The organism is Xenorhabdus sp. TS4 (assembly GCF_014467265.1).
GTDB classification, from domain to species: Bacteria; Pseudomonadota; Gammaproteobacteria; order Enterobacterales; family Enterobacteriaceae; genus Xenorhabdus; species Xenorhabdus ehlersii.
Genome location: NZ_NKHQ01000001.1, coordinates 37,958 through 52,056 on the forward strand (window position 1 = coordinate 37,958; position 14,099 = coordinate 52,056).

Below are 14,099 nucleotides of genomic sequence, written 5' to 3' on the forward strand. Positions count from 1 at the left end.
ATTAGAATATTGTTCATTTAATAACAGCTAAAATAAGACGGGATATAAAAATAACTTAGAGAAAATTTTTTATGTCATAAAACTGTGACATACTATTAATAATAGTTAATGTTTAGGATTGTGTTATGTCATTATTTTCTATAAAAATGGAGAACCCCAATGCAGACCCCTATTAAGGCAATTATGGCCGGTATTCTGTTAGCATCATCCATGTCAGGCATTGCACATGCAGCAGATAAGATCGTTATCGCTCATCGTGGCGCTAGTGGTTATTTGCCTGAACACACACTACCCGCCAAAGCAATGGCTTATGCACAAGGTGCGGATTATCTGGAGCAAGATCTGGTCATGACCAAAGATGACCAGCTTATTGTACTGCACGATCACTATCTTGATCGCATAACGGATGTCGCAGAACGTTTTCCAGACCGCGCCCGCGCTGACGGCCGCTATTATGCCATCGACTTTACCCTGCCAGAAATTAAGTCACTGAAATTTACCGAAGGTTTTGATATCAAGGATGGCAAAAAAGTCCAAAGCTATCCTGGACGTTTTCCAATGGGTAAATCAGATTTCCGCATCCATACTTTTCAGGAAGAGCTTGAGTTTATTCAAGGTCTGAATAAATCCACAGGCAAAGACATTGGCATTTACCCTGAAATCAAAGCACCGTGGTTCCATCGCCAGGAAGGCAAAGATATCACCAGCAAAGTGCTGGAGGTTCTGAAACAATATGGCTACACCAAAAAGAGCGATAAAGTTTATCTGCAATGTTTTGATGCCAATGAACTCAAACGCATCAAAAATGAACTAGAACCGAAACTGGGAATGGATCTGAAACTGATTCAGCTTATTGCTTACACCGATTGGAAGGAAACGTACGAACAAAAATCAGATGGTACATGGCAGAATTATAGCTATGACTGGATGTTTAAACCTGGTGCGATGAAAGAAGTAGCAAAATATGCTGATGGAATCGGCCCTGATTACCATATGCTTATCGCCAGTGACTCTATGCCAAACCACATTAAATTAACTGGCATGGTAAAAGAGGCTCACGCTAGCCATCTGGCGGTACACCCGTATACCATCCGTATCGATCAATTACCAAAATATGCCACCAGCGGCAACCAATTGTTTGATATCGTTTTCGACAAGGCCAATGTCGATGGGGCATTCACAGATTTCCCTGATTTGGCAGTGAAATTCCTGAGAAAACATCACGAACATAAATAATCAGCGCAAATAACGTAGAAAAACAAAGGGGCAGTTCCGGACTGCCCCATGACTAAATTGCATCAGATAGATGACGTAAATGATTTTGTTACGAGATCCCCACAGGAAAAGCGATAACCTCACTAATCCGCTCAGCACCCAATGCCAGCATAATCAAACGATCCACCCCTAATGCTACACCTGCACATTCAGGCATTCCGTGGGCAAGAGCAGCAATCAGGTATTCATCAACCGGCTGCACCGGCAAGCCCATCTCTTCACGCTTACGGTTATCCTGTTCGAAACGAAGACGTTGTTCATTGCTGTCGGTCAGTTCACGAAAGCCATTCGCCAACTCCATGCCTTTAAAATAGACTTCAAAACGCTCCGCAACACGGTGATCTTCCTTGCTGATTTCCGCCAATGCCGCTTGAGAGGCTGGGAAATGATAGATAAACGTTGGTTTTTCAATACCAATCTGAGTTTCTACGCCCATGACAAAAAGTAGTTGCAATAAGGTATCCCGATCTTCTTCCTGATCAGCAATATTGCTGAGATCGAGTTTCGCCGCCACTTCACGCAATTTTTCTTTGCTTGCGGTAAGGGGATCAATATCCAGATATCGCATGAAAGCCTGTTGGTAAGAAAGCGACTCAGCGCTTTCACAATCCAGGATCTGTTGCAACAGATCATCTACTTCATTCATCAGGCGATACATGTCGTAGTGGGGACGATACCATTCCAGCATGGTGAACTCTGGATTATGATGACGACCTGCTTCCTCATTGCGGAAACTTTTCCCCATCTGATAAATAGAACCGCTGCCGGCTGCCAGCAGACGTTTCATGTGGTATTCAGGGCTAGTCATCAGGTACAGAGTCAAGCCATCTGCCGCTCCCGGCCCAACGAACTGTGTCTGGAAAGGTACCAAATGAACGTCGGTGACAGTCGCCTGACTCATGACAGGCGTTTCAACTTCCAACACCCCACGATCTGCGAAGAAGCGCCGTATTTCTGCTAAAATCTCTGCCCTTTTCAATAAATTGGCGATAGGGGCACTTGGCTGCCAATTCGCGTTTTCGTTCATATTTCTATGACTCCAAAATAAAACAAAACGCGCAGTTTACCTTCATCAAGCGTACCAGACAATTCATTACCCTCAATTTCTTTATACACTTATTCTTTATACACTTAATTTTTTAATTTGTGGCCTTGTTAACTATATTCGTTATCCATTTATTTATATTTAGAATATAGTGTTCATCTATAGTCAATCGTGGTTAAATAAAATGTTTTTACAAAGTAAAAAATACTATTATTTGTCAATCACATAAATACAAAAAATTAATTAACATTATTTTTAGCCTATTATCTGATAAATCTGCACTCTAATGTTTCATATCAATAAAAAAGGGTTAATTATATAAATTTATAATAAAAACCATATTGTTATCCAAACTAATTAATTTCATCATTTACTTTTATATAAGCCATATTAATGAAGTTATAACCTATATTAACATGCAACATTAAAATAAGTAAAAACATGCGTTAGATCACGTTTTACAGGTAAAAACCCGCAAAACCCGCATCCATATCAAATTTACCTCCTGCACTCTTCGCTATAATTAAACCGTATAAAAAATAGTAGATTGACTCCCACTTGAACAATGGAGAAGAGCAGTGCAAACCTTCAATGTTGACCTTGCGATTATCGGAGCCGGTGGTGCAGGGCTACGAGCCGCCATCGCGGCGGCTGAAGCTAATCCTCAACTCAAAATCGCCTTGCTCTCAAAAGTTTATCCTATGCGTAGCCATACGGTGGCCGCAGAAGGCGGATCTGCCGCAGTCACTCAATCGCACGATTCCTATGATTTTCATTTCAATGACACTGTATCCGGTGGTGACTGGCTGTGTGAGCAAGATGTGGTTGAATATTTCGTCAAGCATTGCCCAACAGAAATGATCCAACTGGAGCAATGGGGCTGCCCGTGGAGCCGCAAGGATGACGGTTCTGTGAACGTACGTCGTTTCGGGGGCATGAAAATTGAACGCACATGGTTTGCCGCAGATAAGACCGGTTTCCATATGCTCCATACACTGTTCCAGACTTCACTCAAGTATCCACAAATCCAGCGCTTTGATGAGCATTTTGTCCTCGATATTTTAGTGGATGAAGGACAAGCACGCGGGTTAGTTGCGCTAAATATGATGGAAGGGACGAAAGTTCAGATCCGCGCTAATGCGGTCATTATGGCGACTGGCGGTGCCGGACGTGTATACCGTTATAACACTAATGGTGGCATTGTCACGGGTGATGGCATGGGAATTGCGTTCCGTCACGGCATACCATTACGCGATATGGAATTTGTGCAATATCACCCAACCGGCCTGCCGGGTTCCGGTATTTTGATGACCGAAGGCTGTCGTGGTGAAGGCGGGATTCTGGTGAACAAAGATGGCTATCGTTATCTACAGGATTATGGCTTGGGGCCAGAAACGCCACTTGGACATCCTGAAAACAAATATATGGAATTAGGCCCGCGTGACAAAGTGTCTCAAGCGTTCTGGCATGAATGGCGGGCAGGCCGCACCATCGCAACGCCGCGTGGCGATGTAGTACATCTGGATTTGCGTCATTTAGGTGAGAAAAAGCTGCTCGAACGTCTGCCATTTATCTGTGAGCTGGCAAAAGCCTACGTCGGCGTTGATCCGGTCAAAGAACCAATCCCTGTTCGTCCAACTGCACATTACACTATGGGCGGAATCGAAACGAATCAACAGGGTGAAACTCGCATCAAAGGATTGTTCGCTGTCGGTGAATGCTCTTCTATTGGCTTGCATGGTGCAAACCGCCTTGGTTCTAACTCGCTGGCTGAATTAGTTGTCTTTGGCCGCCTGGCCGGTGAAGAAGCAGCCAAACATATCCAGGAAGTGAAACCCGCCAATAATAGCGTATTGGATGCTCAATCTCGTGATGTTGAAGATAAACTCAATAAGTTGCTGAATCAGAAAGGCGGCGAAAACTGGGCGAAAATCCGCGATGAACTGGGAACTTCAATGGAAGAAGGCTGCGGAATTTATCGTACACCAGAGCTAATGCAGAAAACTATCGATAAAATTGCCGAACTGAAAGAACGTTTCAAACATATCGAAATTAGCGACCGTTCCAATGTATTCAATACCGATCTGCTCTACGCCATTGAATTAGGATTTGGTTTGGACGTCGCTGAATGTATGGCGCATTCTGCCATGAATCGCAAAGAGTCCCGCGGCGCCCACCAACGCCTTGATGAAGGCTGTACCGAACGTGATGATGAGAACTTCCTGAAACATACACTGGCGTTCTATAACCCAGAAGGTGCCCCACGTCTGGAATACAGTGATGTGAAGATCACCAAATCTCAACCAGCGAAACGCGTCTATGGGGGCGAAGCGGCTGCACAAGAGAAAAAACAGAAGGAGCAAGCGAATGGCTGAGATGAACAATCTGAAAATGGAAGTCATGCGCTATAACCCGGAAAGTGACAGTACCCCCCATTTCGTCACTTATGAAGTGCCTTACGATGAACAAACTTCACTGCTGGATGCATTGGGTTACATCAAGGACAATCTGGCGCCGGACCTCTCCTACCGCTGGTCCTGCCGTATGGCAATCTGTGGTTCCTGCGGCATGATGGTAAACCGTGTACCAAAACTGGCCTGTAAAACGTTCCTGCGCGATTATGCTCAAGGAATGAAAGTCGAAGCACTAAGCAATTTCCCTATTGAGCGGGATTTGGTTGTGGATATGACTCACTTTATTGAGAGCCTGGAAGCTATCAAGCCTTATATCATTGGCAATGATCGTAAACCCGCCGATGGCCCGAATGTGCAGACCCCTGCCCAAATGGCGAAATACCATCAGTTTTCCGGTTGTATCAATTGTGGCCTGTGCTACGCCGCCTGTCCCCAATTTGGCTTAAATCCTGAATTCATTGGACCTGCCGCGGTCACACTGGCACATCGCTATAACCTTGATAGCCGCGACCACGGCAAGAAAGAACGCATGCCGCAAATCAACAGCGATAATGGCGTCTGGTCTTGTACTTTTGTCGGTTACTGCTCTGAAGTGTGCCCGAAACATGTTGATCCTGCCGGTGCGATTCAACAGAGCAAGGCAGAAAGCGCCAAAGATTTCCTTATCTCCATGCTGAAACCACAATAAGGGAGGAGAGAGTAATGACGCCAAAACGTAAGCCTTATGTGCGCGGTATGGAATCTAATTGGTGGCGTAAACTGGGTTTTTACCGCTTCTATATGTTACGTGAAGGGACAGCCATCCCCACCGTTTGGTTCAGTGTCTTGGTACTTTACGGTCTGTTTGCCCTGAAAGGTGGCCCTGAAAGCTGGGCTGGGTTTGTCTCTTTTCTGCAAAATCCATTGGTGCTGCTGATTAATATCATCACCCTGCTGGCTACATTACTGCATACCAAAACCTGGTTTGAACTGGCTCCCAAGGCACTCAATATCATCGTTAAGAATGAGAAAATGCCGCCAGGGCCGATTATCAAGTTGCTATGGGCAATCACGATTATTGCTACCGTCGTGATCCTCGGCGTAGCCCTGTTTTTCTAACCCCAAGGAGGAGCTGATGAATCAAGTACCTAAACGTTCTGATGAACCGATTTTCTGGGGGCTGTTTGGTGCCGGCGGTATGTGGAACGCGATTGTTGGGCCAGCAATTATTCTGCTGCTGGGTATCTTGCTGCCACTGGGATTGGCGCCAGAAGCGCTTTCTTATGAACGCATCCTGACATTTTGCCAGAGTTTTATTGGCCGCATCTTTTTACTGTTGATGATTAGCCTGCCTTTATGGTGTGGTTTGCACCGCCTGCATCATGGTATGCACGATCTGCAAATCCATGTTCCCGCCAGTAAGTGGGTGTTTTATGGTGCAGCCGCGATTTTAACTGTTATTGCTTTAATTGGGATTTTTACGCTGTAATTGCGCTAATTCTGGCAAGCTATCCTGAAACAAGTCTGCGGATAAACCGCAGACTTGTTACGAAAGGTATTTTTGCAGCCTTTAAGATATGCTCATTAGAACTTATAAGAAATTGTCGCTTTATATGTGCGGCCTTTCTCTTCTTGTCCTGGTGTTGTACCCAAGTAGTAAGAATGTTCTCTGTAGCGTTTATCGAACATATTATCGATACCAAACAGGAGTTCAGTATTTTTAAATACACCGGTTTTTGGCGCCCAAGAGACATACATATTACTTACGCCATATCCCTGTTTATGTACATCAACAACAATGGCTTCTTTCTTCTCATTTGTGTCTTTACCTTTTGAGTTCTTTGACAGAACAAAGCGGGTATTCCAGCCAAGTTCAATGTCAGTTGTGTCAAATAAGTAACTACCACCTACTGTGATAGAGTCACCCACTGATGGTCCAAACTCTAATCCTCTGGTAAAGGCCTTATCAAACAGCCCATTACCTTCAATAATCTTGTTATTGACTTTGGCATAAGTGGCTTTTAAAGACAAATTATCCAGTTTATAGCTCGTCGCTAATTCAAACCCTTGCAGTCTGGCTTTCGGGATATTATGCAGCTCATTCTTGGCTAAAGTTGTAGACAGGTTTTTAAAGTTTGTTTGGAATACTTTACCTAATACAACCAGCGAGTCATTGTCAGCAAAAACACCAGGATAAGTACCTGCCACACCCGTTTCCAAGTTATAACCCGTTGTGGCTTTCAGGTTATTACTATGGTCGCTTAATCCCCTACCCAGTTCTTTACCTAATGGCCCCCTAAATAGTTCGGTATAGTTGGCAAATAATGTTGTGGACGCCCCAAACTCGTATTTTAATCCGAGTGCTTTTGAGAAACGAGCATAGGTTCTGTCAAAAGATTCATTATTATTAATAGTGTGATATTTGTAGTGATCCCATCTAACACCCGGTATGATGTGGAAATCAGCCAATTGAATATCATCCTCTAAATAAACAGATGATGCATTTCCTCTTTCTGTTTCTTTTTTATATGCATTCTCTGTTACATCCGTATATCCCATTCTGGTATCAAAATATTCATATCCATAAGTTAAAGCATGAGCCAACTTTTGGGTATCAAAACTAGAAATATTACGAACTTTAATACCTTGGGTCTTAACAAAACTATCGAATCCTTTCCCATTTCCGCTTACAGACTTCATATGGGTAGAGGTTTGTTTAGTATGATAAGCGGTTAGTTTTAGATCAATCAGGTCATTATCAACTGGCGTATATCCATAAAGGATACTGTGGGTATCACGATCAATAGCGTACTTCGCTTTATTTCCGTTATTTACTTTAGGGCTGACATCATTACCAAAATTTAACCTATGATTGGTTACCGCATCATTTTTATAATGTTCTTTTGATACATTAATATACTGTTCATCTGTCAGATTAAATTTCGCTTTTAATAAGTAATTGAATAACCTTCCATCTGTCGGGATTGAGTCTCGCCCGCTATTATCTCTGCCAGATTTAGAGTCGTGCATATTGCGATGGGTAAAGTAACCTAACAAATCAGCAGCACCCAATCGACCATAGGTCGCTAAGGATTGTTGGAATTCAGAACCATTGCTTGAGTAGTTTAATTTTCCTTTAGCGCCAAAGAGTTGTCCTGGCTCTAACAGATCACCGGCATCAACAGTCTCAAATTTTAATGCACCACTAATAGCACCGATATCGTGGGTAATACTGTTACTACCGACTTTTATATCAACTTGCTTCAACATTTCAGGATCGATGCCATAATTTCCTGCATGGTGGAAGTGATATCCTTCTTGCCTTGCGCCATCAATCGTCACGTTGATGAATTGATCATCCATGCCACGAATTTTAAAACGTTGCCCTAAAGCGCTAGGGTGACCGGCTTGTACGCCCGGTACATTCTTTAAAATCTCACCGACACTTTGTGCTTGTTTAACTCTGATTTCATTACGGCTGACTTTTCTATCTTCTGGTGCACCTTGGGCATTGTTATCCGCAATAACAACCAATGTATCGCTAGTATTAGTCGATTTCTTAGTCGTATTTTCAGCATTTGCAAATGCGTTGGTAGAGATAGCGACTGTCAGCATAGATGCGGACATCAAAGGAACACACAGGCCACTTTTCGCCAGGCTAGCGTAAATTTTGGTAATTTTAGACATTTATTTTCAGGCAAAAATACTATTGAGAAGCATTATTATTTACATTTCTAAGAGAAATGTAAATAACTTTAAAGACGAGAATGAGGTATATTAATTACTCACCTATATTAGCCAGAATACTTCCTGCATCCTGATAATTCCCTGTTTGGGAACAGAATGTGATTTTTCCTGAACGATGAGCATTGATTTGTACTTCCATTTTCATGGCTTCCATCACGGCAATCACATCGCCTTCACTGACTTGCTCACCTTCTTTAATCGTCCAAGAATGCAGGATACCGGAAATAGGAGCTTTTACCTGACGGGGATCTTCCCGCAGTTTTTCCTTTATGACAGGTGACGAAAACGGCTGTTCACCCACAGGGGCTAAATTCACCAATCCCGCCAATAAATCCGGGGGCAATCCCAATTCATGCCTGCGGCCATCGATCTCAATAAAAGTACGGGTAATATTTTTATCTTCATGCGGAAACTGACGTAATGAAGCCTCTAGTTCATTCACAAAATCTGTTTCAATCCAGCGGGTATAGACATTGAATTTATCACCAGAAATAAAATCAGGATGCGCCATTACCGCTTGATGGAAAGGCAAAACGGAGGCTACGCCACAGATCTTAAATTCTTTCAATGCCCGACGTGCCCGAACAATGGCCTGTTCTCGAGTCGACCCTGTGACAATTAATTTTGCCATTAGTGAATCAAAGGTGGCCGGAATTGTAGAGCCATTAATCACACCCGAGTCCAGACGAATACCAGGGCCAGCAGGCGGAATAAATTCGGTGATTGTGCCTGATGTTGGCAGGAAACCTTTAGCCGCATCTTCCGCATTAATACGAAATTCAAACGAATGCCCTCTTGGGATCGGTGTTTCCTGAGTGCTTAATGGATAACCTTCCGCTATCCGCAACTGCTCGATAACCAGATCAATACCTGTTGTCTCTTCTGTCACAGGATGTTCCACTTGTAAGCGAGTATTTACTTCCAAGAAAGAAAATGTTCCCTCTGTGCTCAGTAAAAATTCTACTGTGCCAGCTCCCACATAATTAGCTTCCTCACAAATGGCTTTTGCTGACTGATGAATATATTCTCGTTGTTCCTGAGTTAAAAATGGCGCGGGCGCTTCTTCCACTAACTTTTGGTTACGACGTTGTAAAGAGCAGTCACGGGTGCCAAGTACCACCACATTACCCTGTTTATCCGCAATGACCTGTACTTCGATATGGCGTGGTTTATCCAAAAATTGCTCAATAAAACATTCGCCACGACCAAATGCCGCTGTCGCCTCACGTACCGCGGAGTGATAAAGTTCTGCAACTTCATCCATGCGCCAGGCAACTTTCAAACCTCGTCCACCACCACCAAAAGCCGCTTTGATAGCAATCGGCAAGCCATACTGTTCCGCAAAAGCAATAACTTCCTGTTCATTTTTGACTGGCTCAGATGTCCCGACAACCAACGGCGCTCCCACTTTCTGGGCTATCTTACGCGCCTTAACCTTGTCTCCCAGCTCATCAATCGTTTCAGGGTTAGGGCCAATCCAAGTTAAACCCGCATCAATCACTGCCTGAGCAAATTCCGCTCGCTCAGACAAAAAACCGTAACCTGGATGTACCATGGTTGCCCCAGATCTCTTCGCTACATCTAGCAAACGAGGAATATTGAGGTAAGTTTCTGTAGGGCTATTTCCTCCCAAAGCATAAGCCTCATCAGCCAGTTGGACGTGTTGTGCGTTGATATCGACATCCGCATAGACAGCGACTGTCTGTACGCCATAATCGTGGCAAGCTCGAATGATCCGAACAGCAATTTCACCACGGTTGGCAATCAGCACTTTCTTATTAATCTTGTTATTTAAATTGTTCACAGCGGTGTTCATGGAAAATCACTACTCCCTTGAATTTCATGGAATTGGCTAATGGGGTTGAACCGAATTTTGGCATTGACGGGGATCTGACCAGCAAGATCGAGATGATAATCGGCTACTGAAGCGATCACCGGATATCCTCCAGTCAATGGATGGTCAGCCAAAAATAGTACCGGCTGCCCACTGGCCGGAATTTGTATCGCCCCTGTGCATGTTCCTTCACTGGGTAGTTCTTGTAATTTAATTCGCGATAGTGAGCATTCACCATTTAGCCTCAAACCAATCCGACTGGATTGAGGTGTTACCTGCCAAATTTGTTTGCTCAATAAGTCGATGGACTCTTGCGTAAACCAATCTGTACGCGGGCCAAATATGACGTCCAATACTACGATTTCATCTTTATTTGGCATATCAAAAGCCAGAGTTTCAGAGACAGATATCGCTACACAGTGGGATGTTTCACCGACAATTAATTTATCATTCATTTTCAACGGAGCAGGCCCAATATTGGACAGAGTATCAAATGAATGACTGGATAAAATGGCTGGAACAGTAAAGCCGCCACGTACCGATAAATAAGAACGCATTCCAGCGACAGGAATACCCAAGGAAATTTCATCACCATCGTTTAAATCAATTGGTTGGTAAGTATTCACTTGTAATATTTCACCCGATGGCGTTTTGATCTCTATTGGACATGGCGCTCCTGTAATCGCAATCAGCATCTGTCTATATGCGATCGCCTTAAACCCGCCCTGAACGATTTCCAGACAAGCCTGGTCAGAGGGATTACCAACAATACGGTTTGCGCTGCGCAAAGCACTTTTATCCATTGCTCCCGATTCTGAGATCCCCAATTTTGCCTGACCAACCCGCCCCAGATCTTGAAATAAGGTTTGTAATCCCACAGACAAAATTTCCAGATAACAGGAAACCGATGAAGCAGCGGCGATGTTACTGTCCGGCGTTTCAAGCGGATTAGTTTCGGGTGAACCCGTTTCAGGTAAACTAATTGTTGTGGGATGACGCCCAGCATCTCGAAAGTTAACACGATAACCCGGTTGCAATAAGGCCGGAGATGGGCGGGAAAGATCCCACATACGTTCGGTCGTAATGCCGATAAGCTGCCATCCTCCGGGACTTGCCTGCGGATAAATGCTGCTGAATTCCCCTGCTAATGCAACCGCACCTGCCGGAATGCGTGTCCTGGGGGTTTTTCGGCGAGGTATATTCCATTGTGAGGTATTCGATACCATATAGGCAAACCCAGGGGCAAAGCCAGTGAAGGCTACAGTATATTCATTTTCAGTATGTTGCTGGATAACCTCCTGAACGGGACATCCCAATATTTCCGCAACCAATGCGAGATCATCACCGTTGTAATGCACAAGAATTTCTATGCTTTTTCCTGTTGTATGACTGCGCTCTTGCAAATCCCGGCTACTGATTTCTGCCGCCAATTGTTGGATTGAGATTTTTGTCGGCCGAAAACGGACCATCAGCGTTCTCGCTGCCGGAATAATTTCTTCAATCCCCAAAATAGGTGCCATATTCAGTGAATCAAGCAGAGCCAGTGTTTCTTCCAATCCACTCAATTCAACCATTATGGTGTTGCTATTAACAGGTAAAAAACGCAAGGCTATCTCCCAAAATGATTAACCATATCAATGCGATCCATACTTATAAATGAATGGCCGAATAGTCATTCCCGCCTGCTGCAAAACTGCCTTGACCTGTTTTGCCATCACTACCGCACCAGGAGTATCACCATGCACGCAAATTGAATCCGCCTGAATAGGGGTAAATTTGCCATCAATTGACTCAACTCCCCCTTCTGTCACCAATTGCAACATGCGTTGAGCAACGAGATCGGCATCATACAAAACAGATCCCTTTTCACGACGGGAAACTAACTCCCCTTGTGAGGTATAAGCACGATCAGCAAACGCTTCTGCTATGGTTCTCAGTCCGCTTTCCTGAGCTAATTTGAGAATGTTTGATCCCGCCAGACCAACCAATGCAAGGTTGGGATCTATCGCCAGAATTCCTTCAATAACAGCAATTGCCTGATATTCGTCATTTGCGATCGTGTTATAAAGCGCGCCATGAGGTTTGACATAACTCACTTTAGTACCTGCCACCGTAGCCAATCCTTGCAAGGCACCAATCTGGTAAATAACATCAGCGGTGAGTTCATCATTGGCTATATCCATTTTACGTCGCCCAAAACCAACCAAATCGGGATAAGAAACATGGGCACCTATTGCTACATTATTTCTCTGCGCTGATTTCAATGTTTGCAAAATTCCAACCGGATCACCCGCATGAAAACCACAAGCAACGTTAGCACTACTAACGATACCCAGTATTTCTTCATCATTTCCCATGCGCCATTGACCAAAACTTTCACCGAGATCACTATTTAAATCGATTGTTTTTATCATGATGATTTCCCTAAGCTGATTTCAAAAACTCAAAGATTGAACCGACAGACATGGCGCCCATGTACCACGTAAAAATATAACTTATTGTTTTTTAATATTGTGAAACTAAAGAAGCAGATTGTTTGATTAAAATGAATATATTGTTGAACAATAAATAAGACCTGCTGAGGAAATAAGCAAACAAATTTGTATTATCGATCTTCAAAATCCAATAGAGATCACTTTATTAACATTCTGCGTTGGATTTATCGTCAATATGCACAATTTAGGTGCAATGGACACAATAATATTGCCCTATATTGGTTCGATAGTTGTAACTTGCTGGTTATCGAGGAATATGTGAAGATTCGCTTTCGTATACGCTTTAAAGGTGTTTGTTATCAGCCATTAAATCTAACGGATGACTATGAAAAAAAACCATTCTCCCCAAATTTTGAGCAAAAGAATCGCTGAAACCATCAGAAATAAATTGGTTGTTGGGGAGTTATTACCTGGGCAACGACTATCAGAAGCTGCGTTGAGTGAACAGCTTGCAATTTCACGAAATACATTACGTGAAGTGTTCCGCCTTCTCACGCAAGAAGGACTGCTGAAACATGAACCTAATCGTGGCGTGTTTGTCGCAACTCCCGACATTGCATCCATTATTGATATCTATCGAGTTCGACAGTTAATTGAATGTCAGGCACTTACTCAGGCTTATCCAATGCATCCCAGTATTGCCAAAATGAAACAAGCCGTTGAAGTCGCTCAACAATGTCGCAAACAACAAGATTGGATTGGTGCTGGAACAGAAAATATGCACTTTCATGCCGCGATCGTAGAATTAACTGATAGTGATAGGTTGATCGCTTTCTATCACAATATTTCCGCAGAATTGCGTCTGGCTTTTGGTATTTTAAATGATCCTGAGCTTTTGTATGCACCTTATATCGATAAAAACGCGCATATTCTGGAATTACTCAATTCAGGAAAAAATGAACAAGCCGCCAAGACAATGAAAGATTACCTGAAATTATCAGAAAGGGCGATATTGGCCGCTTATACACGTAAAAATAACCAAATACCCTAAAAAAATTAAACGCAAAAAAGCCATCCGGTAACGGATGGCTTCTCTGACTGATTGAATGTCTGGCAGTGTCCTACTCTCACATGGGGAGACCCCACACTACCATCGGCGCTACGGCGTTTCACTGCTGAGTTCGGCATGGGATCAGGTGGGACCACCGCGCTATTGCCGCCAGACAAATTCTGTTTTCAATCCCGAACAAGCCTGCTTTCTCTGAAACTTCTCTCTCTCAAACCCCAAAACACCTTCGGTGTTGTCAGGTTAAGCCGCACGGGTCATTAGTACCGGTTAGCTCAACGTCTCGCAACGCTTACACACCCGG

Annotated in this window: 11 protein-coding genes and 1 rRNA gene; 6 read left to right on the forward strand and 6 right to left on the reverse strand. The window is 43.6% G+C overall.

From position 1 onward, the window contains the following. Nucleotides 1–159 precede the first annotated feature (159 nt). Nucleotides 160–1,236, forward strand: coding sequence for a glycerophosphodiester phosphodiesterase (gene glpQ, locus Xets_RS00110; protein WP_187651008.1), 1,077 nt, complete (start codon nt 160–162; stop codon nt 1,234–1,236). Between the two features lie 88 nt (nt 1,237–1,324). Here glpQ and epmA read toward each other — a convergent pair whose 3' ends face one another. Then, nucleotides 1,325–2,302 carry an elongation factor P--(R)-beta-lysine ligase gene (gene epmA, locus Xets_RS00115; RefSeq protein ID WP_099130876.1) on the reverse strand — a complete coding sequence of 326 codons (978 nt, stop codon included), beginning with the start codon at nt 2,300–2,302 and terminating at the stop codon, nt 1,325–1,327. Nucleotides 2,303–2,898: 596 nt separating this feature from the next. On the opposite strand from epmA, the gene frdA reads away from it, so the two are divergent. From frdA to frdD, 4 genes are read left to right on the forward strand one after another with little or no spacing between them, the layout of a single operon-like run. Then, nucleotides 2,899–4,695, forward strand: coding sequence for a fumarate reductase (quinol) flavoprotein subunit (frdA, locus tag Xets_RS00120; protein WP_187651009.1), 1,797 nt, complete (start codon nt 2,899–2,901; stop codon nt 4,693–4,695). Continuing rightward, nucleotides 4,688–5,422, forward strand: coding sequence for a succinate dehydrogenase/fumarate reductase iron-sulfur subunit (locus Xets_RS00125; protein WP_187651010.1), 735 nt, complete (start codon nt 4,688–4,690; stop codon nt 5,420–5,422). The genes frdA and Xets_RS00125 overlap by 8 nt, the downstream gene beginning before the upstream one ends. Before the next feature lie 14 nt (nt 5,423–5,436). Next, entirely contained in the window at nt 5,437–5,832 is a 396-nt protein-coding gene (gene frdC, locus Xets_RS00130) for a fumarate reductase subunit FrdC (protein ID WP_187651011.1), read from the forward strand. Between the two features lie 16 nt (nt 5,833–5,848). Then, nucleotides 5,849–6,202 carry a fumarate reductase subunit FrdD gene (frdD, locus tag Xets_RS00135; RefSeq protein WP_187651012.1) on the forward strand — a complete coding sequence of 118 codons (354 nt, stop codon included), beginning with the start codon at nt 5,849–5,851 and terminating at the stop codon, nt 6,200–6,202. A gap of 95 nt (nt 6,203–6,297) precedes the next feature. On the opposite strand, the gene Xets_RS00140 is transcribed toward frdD, so the two are convergent. The 4 genes from Xets_RS00140 to Xets_RS00155 all read right to left on the reverse strand — a co-directional run bounded on the left by Xets_RS00140 (nt 6,298) and on the right by Xets_RS00155 (nt 12,708). After that, the gene (locus Xets_RS00140) at nt 6,298–8,400 is read right to left on the reverse strand and encodes a TonB-dependent receptor domain-containing protein (protein WP_187651013.1); all 2,103 of its coding nucleotides are present in this window, start codon (nt 8,398–8,400) and stop codon (nt 6,298–6,300) included. 94 nt (nt 8,401–8,494) lie between these two features. Next, entirely contained in the window at nt 8,495–10,276 is a 1,782-nt protein-coding gene (locus Xets_RS00145) for a biotin carboxylase N-terminal domain-containing protein (protein ID WP_187651014.1), read from the reverse strand. Further along, nucleotides 10,273–11,901 (reverse strand): urea amidolyase family protein, encoded by a 1,629-nt coding sequence (locus Xets_RS00150; RefSeq protein ID WP_187651015.1) that lies wholly within the window; start codon nt 11,899–11,901, stop codon nt 10,273–10,275. The genes Xets_RS00145 and Xets_RS00150 overlap by 4 nt, the downstream gene beginning before the upstream one ends. Nucleotides 11,902–11,928: 27 nt before the next feature. Next, nucleotides 11,929–12,708 carry a LamB/YcsF family protein gene (locus Xets_RS00155; RefSeq protein WP_187651016.1) on the reverse strand — a complete coding sequence of 260 codons (780 nt, stop codon included), beginning with the start codon at nt 12,706–12,708 and terminating at the stop codon, nt 11,929–11,931. A 406-nt stretch (nt 12,709–13,114) separates the two neighbouring features. On the opposite strand from Xets_RS00155, the gene Xets_RS00160 reads away from it, so the two are divergent. Then, a complete protein-coding gene (locus Xets_RS00160) occupies nt 13,115–13,780 on the forward strand; it encodes a GntR family transcriptional regulator (RefSeq protein WP_167450505.1) in 666 nt (221 codons plus the stop codon). A gap of 57 nt (nt 13,781–13,837) precedes the next feature. Here Xets_RS00160 and rrf read toward each other — a convergent pair. After that, a 5S ribosomal RNA gene (gene rrf / locus Xets_RS00165) occupies nt 13,838–13,953 on the reverse strand. Nucleotides 13,954–14,099: the final 146 nt, after the last annotated feature.